Origin of the sequence: Streptomyces atriruber, from assembly GCF_001418325.1 — a bacterium.
Classification (GTDB): Bacteria; Actinomycetota; Actinomycetes; order Streptomycetales; family Streptomycetaceae; genus Streptomyces; species Streptomyces atriruber.
Map to the genome: position 1 here is coordinate 1 of NZ_LIPN01000488.1, position 4,473 is coordinate 4,473.

4 protein-coding genes and 1 pseudogene are annotated in these 4,473 nt (G+C 73.0%); 4 read left to right on the forward strand and 1 reads right to left on the reverse strand.

Annotated elements, in window-relative coordinates; all coding sequences use genetic code 11:
- Positions 1-304 (forward strand): annotated as a pseudogene (locus tag AOK03_RS36750) (spermine synthase); the annotation flags it as partial.
- A 38-nt stretch (positions 305-342) separates the two neighbouring features.
- On the opposite strand, the gene AOK03_RS36755 reads toward AOK03_RS36750, so the two are convergent.
- Positions 343-894: a hypothetical protein gene (locus AOK03_RS36755; protein WP_055569721.1), complete on the reverse strand. Its 552-nt coding sequence runs from the start codon at positions 892-894 to the stop codon at positions 343-345.
- A 122-nt stretch (positions 895-1,016) separates the two neighbouring features.
- Here AOK03_RS36755 and AOK03_RS36760 point away from each other — a divergent pair, with 122 nt between their 5' ends.
- The 3 genes from AOK03_RS36760 (at position 1,017) to AOK03_RS36770 (ending at position 4,440) form a co-directional block, all read left to right on the forward strand.
- Positions 1,017-1,721 (forward strand): response regulator transcription factor, encoded by a 705-nt coding sequence (locus AOK03_RS36760; RefSeq protein ID WP_055569722.1) that lies wholly within the window; start codon positions 1,017-1,019, stop codon positions 1,719-1,721.
- Entirely contained in the window at positions 1,718-3,106 is a 1,389-nt protein-coding gene (locus tag AOK03_RS36765; protein ID WP_055569723.1) for a sensor histidine kinase, read from the forward strand. Before AOK03_RS36760 ends, AOK03_RS36765 begins: the two co-directional genes overlap by 4 nt.
- 266 nt (positions 3,107-3,372) lie before the next feature.
- Positions 3,373-4,440, forward strand: a complete 1,068-nt coding sequence (locus AOK03_RS36770) for a chitinase (protein ID WP_055569724.1) — start codon at positions 3,373-3,375, stop codon at positions 4,438-4,440.
- The last annotated feature ends 33 nt before the right edge of the window (positions 4,441-4,473 follow it).

Here is a 4,473-nt window from a genome sequence, read left to right on the forward strand (position 1 = left end):
CGCCGACGGCCCGCCGCTCGCCCATCTGCGCGGCCAGCTCGCCACCGCCGCCGAGCTCTTCCCCGAGCTCGCCCTCGCCGCCGACCCCGCCGTGCTCCGCGGCAAACGCTTCGGCAACGCCGTGCTGCTCGGCTCCGACCGGCCGCTGCCCGTCGCCGAACTGACCCGGCGCTGCGCGGGCGACCCGCATCCCGGCAGGCTCGAACACGGCCGCGGGCTCAAGGACTTCAGCGGGGGAGCGGCAGCCGTCACGGACGCCGCGGCGGTCGCCTCGCCCGCGCCGCCGCCGTCGGTCTTCCGCTGATCGGCCGCGTTCGGAACGTGACGTTCGGTACGTGACGTTCAGTACTTGTCGATCTCCACCCGGGGCGCCGTGTCGTGCCAGGTGCAGAACACCGACACCCGGGCCGCGCCGCCGGTGAACTCCACGCGGATCCACTTGTCCTGCTTCCACGTCTGCACCGACCAGCCCGCCGCCGGGGTCGCCGAGACCAGCGTCGCCGAGCTCTCGCCGAGGTCGAAGACGACCCGGCCGCCCGCGGTGTTGTAGCTCTTCACCGTGCCGGTGCCGGAGTTCTCGGGCGGGGGCGAGGTGGGCCGGTCGGAGTGCGTTCCGGACGGCGTGGGCGACTTCGGGGGCTTCTGCGACTTCTGTGACTTCGACGGGTCCGGTGACTTCGTGGGCTTCGCCGACGGCGAGGTCGTGGAGCGGTGCGTCGAGGAGACGATCGGCTCCGCGTCGTCCGGGTCGCCGTCGTCGGCCGCCAGCGGCAGGGCGCGCGGCGGGTCGTAGGCGGTCCCCGCCATCACCGTGTGGACGCCCCACCAGGACAGCGTGACCGCCGCGCCCGTGGCGAGCGACCATGCGATTCCGTGTACGAGTCCTCTGCGCATCGCGGGCCATACTGCACCACGCCGCACGCCCCTGTCCCGCGGGGCACCGGCACCCGGGGCCCGCCGGACCGCGCGCTTCCCGGGGAAGACCGCATTCCGCCGTATGGCGTACGGTGCCGCCCATGGCAAGTGTGCTCGTCGTCGAGGATGACCAGTTCGTACGCTCCGCCCTCATCCGGCATCTGACCGAGGCAGCGCACACCGTGCGCAGCGTCGGCACCGCCCTTGAGGCGCTGCGGGAGGTCGCCCATTTCCGTTTTGACGTGGTGATCCTGGATCTCGGCCTGCCCGACCTCGACGGGTCGGAGGCGCTGAAGATGCTCCGCGGGATCACCGACGTCCCCGTGATCATCGCGACCGCGCGGGACGACGAGGCGGAGATCGTACGGCTCCTGAACGACGGCGCCGACGACTACCTCACCAAGCCGTTCTCCGTCGAGCACCTCTCCGCGCGGATGGCCGCCGTGCTGCGCCGGGCGCGCGTCACGGCGGGCGAGGCGCCGCCGAGCAACGTGCTCCAGGTCGGCGGGCTCTGCATCGACCCGCTGCGGCGCCAGGCCGAGCTGGACGGCGCGCGGCTCGACCTGACCCGGCGCGAGTTCGACCTGCTGGCCTTCCTCGCCGGGCGGCCCGGCGTCGTCGTGCCGCGCAAGGAGCTGCTCGCCGAGGTCTGGCAGCAGAGTTACGGCGACGACCAGACCATCGACGTACATCTGTCGTGGCTGCGGCGGAAGTTGGGCGAAACGGCCGCCCGGCCGCGCTACCTGCACACCCTGCGCGGGGTCGGCGTGAAGCTGGAGCCACCACTGGCGGAGCCACAGCCGTGAGGTGGGCCCTCGTCAAGGTGTGCCTGGCCGTCACCACGATGGTCGTGGTGGCCTTCGCGGTCCCGCTCGGCCTCGTCGTCAAGGAGATGGCGAGGGACCGTGCCATCTCGAACGCGGAACGGCACGGCGCCGGCATGGGCCCCACGCTCTCCATCACCACCGACCGCGCGGAGCTCACCCGGGCCGTCGCCTCGTCCGAGGCGGGCGGCGACGGACGGATGGCTGTGTACGTGCCTGCCGTCGGGGACGCCGACGCCTTCGAGGTCGGCGACCCGAGGGCCGGGGCGCGCGCGGTGGAGGCCACCCGCAAGGAGGGCCGGGCCAGGACCACCGGCGTCCCCGGCGGCTTCGTGGTCCTCCAGCCGACCGCGCTCAGCTCGGGCACGGCGGTCGTGGAGATCTACGTCCCCGAGGCCGAGGTCAGCAATGGCGTGACCACGGCGTGGCTGGTGCTCGCGGGCGTCGGCATCGCCCTCGTCATCGGCTCGGTGGCGGTCGCGGACCGGCTGGGCGTACGCATGGTCCAGCCCGCCAAACGCCTGGTGGGCGCCGCGCACGACCTCGGCGAGGGAAAGCTGGGGGCGCGGGTGCCGGAGGAGGGTCCCACCGAACTGCGGCTCGCCGCGGTGGCGTTCAACTCGATGGCCGACCAGGTCGTACAACTCCTGGCCAACGAGCGGGAGCTGGCGGCCGACCTCTCCCACCGGCTGCGGACGCCCCTGACGGTGCTGCGGCTGAACGCGGCCTCGCTCGGCGAGGGCGACGCGGCGGAGCAGACCCGCACGGCGGTCGAGACGCTGGAGCGCGAGGTCGACACGATCATCCGCACCGCCCGTGACGCGAAGCCGCAGACGGCGACGGTCGGCCCCGGCGCGGGCTGCGACGCGGCCGAGGTGATCCGGGAGCGGATGGCCTTCTGGTCGGCGCTCGCCGAGGACGAGGGGCGCGAGGTCCGGGTGGCGGGCATCGACCGGCCGGTGCGGATACCGGTGGCCCGCCCCGAGCTGGTCGCCGCGCTCGACGCGCTGCTCGGCAACGTCTTCCGGCACACGGCCGAAGGCACCGCCTTCTCCGTCGACGTCCACAACGGCGAGGACGCCGTGATCGTGCTCGTCTCCGACGCGGGCCCCGGCATCGCCGACCCCGAGGCCGCGCTCGCCCGGGGCGCGGGCTCCGGCGAGGACGGCTCCACGGGCCTCGGCCTCGACATCGTGCGCCGCCTCGCCGAGTCCACGGGCGGCGATCTGCGCATCGGCAGCTCGGTCCTCGGCGGCACGGAGGTCCGCATCTGGATACAGCTGGGGTCCCACCGGCCGGTGGCGGCGCGCCGGGGGCACCGGGGGGCGGCCGTACGCCGACGTCGCCGTGCTCCCAGCACGGGCTGAACCTGTCCGGCCGGTGCCTCACCGCGGGTGCGTCGTGGTTGCCCGCGCAGTTCCCCGCGCCCCTTAAAAGCGCCACCCGAGGCCCCCGTCAGGGGCGCGGACAACGACCCGCACGCCGCAGCCGACCCCGACCTTTAACCGTCCCCGATCTCTTCCTTAAGCGCACCCTAAGATCCTCAACTCGGCGCAGGGTTACCCCTTTTGTCGTCCGCCGCGCGGCTAGCGTGATCGCACCCCCACCCCCGTACAGCTAAGGCAGGAACGCGATGAGCAGCACGCACCGGCGCACGGTGAGCACCCGGTCCAAGGTCATCGGCGGACTCGTCGCCGCGTCCCTCGTCGGCGGCGGCGCCTTCCTCCTCTCCGGCACCGCGCTGGCGACCAGGGCCCCGGCCGACGAGTCCGCGCGGGCCGCGGACCCCGCGCAGGGCACCAAGGCCGACGCCGCCGGGTTCGCGCCCTTCGTCGACACCTCCCTCACCCCGGCCTACGACCTCCTCGACACCGCGGAGAAGACCGGCGTGAAGGAGTTCAACCTCGCCTTCATCACCTCCGGCGGCGGCTGTGAGCCGCTGTGGGGCGGCACCACCGGCCTCGGTGACGACAAGGTGGCCGCGCAGATCGGCGACCTGCGTGCCAAGGGCGGGGACGTCCGCGTCTCCTTCGGCGGGGCCGCGGGCTCCGAGCTCGGCCTCAAGTGCGACAGCGCCGACGCCCTCGCCAAGGCGTACGGCAAGGTCGTCGACGCCTACGAGCTGACCAAGGTCGACTTCGACATCGAGGGCGCCGCCTTGCCCGACACCGCGGCCAACACCCGCCGCTCCCAGGCGATAGCCCAGCTCCAGAAGGAGCACCCGGACCTGAACGTGTCGTTCACGCTGCCCGTGATGCCCGAGGGCCTGACCCAGCCCGGCGTCGATCTGCTCGCCAACGCCAAGGAGAACGGCGTGCAGGTGGACGCGGTGAACATCATGGCCATGGACTACGGGCCGTCCTACAGCGGCGACATGGGCGAGTACGCGATCCAGGCCGCCACCGCCACGCAGAAGCAGATCAAGACCGCCCTCGGCCTCTCCGACGGGGCCGCGTGGCAGGCCGTCGCCGTCACCCCGATGATCGGCGTCAACGACGTGGCGACGGAGGTCTTCAAGACCGACGACGCCGCCGAACTCGTGAAGTTCGCCGGGGAGAAGGACCTCGGCTGGCTCTCGATGTGGTCCTCGACCCGCGACAAGGCCTGTGAGGGCGGCGGCTCCGGCTCCGCGCAGCCGACGTGCTCGTCGATCCAGCAGCAGCCGCTTGAGTTCACGAAGGCGTTCGCCGCGTATAAGTAGCCATCGGCGGCGGTCACCAGCCCCCCCCGAAGC

Excerpts from the sequence above, each read along its gene's own strand:
- AOK03_RS36755 (WP_055569721.1), bottom strand. The coding sequence starts at position 894 with ATGCGCAGAGGACTCGTACACGGAATCGCATGGTCGCTCGCCACGGGC.
- AOK03_RS36760 (WP_055569722.1), top strand. The coding sequence starts at position 1,017 with ATGGCAAGTGTGCTCGTCGTCGAGGATGACCAGTTCGTACGCTCCGCC.
- AOK03_RS36770 (WP_055569724.1), top strand. The coding sequence starts at position 3,373 with ATGAGCAGCACGCACCGGCGCACGGTGAGCACCCGGTCCAAGGTCATC.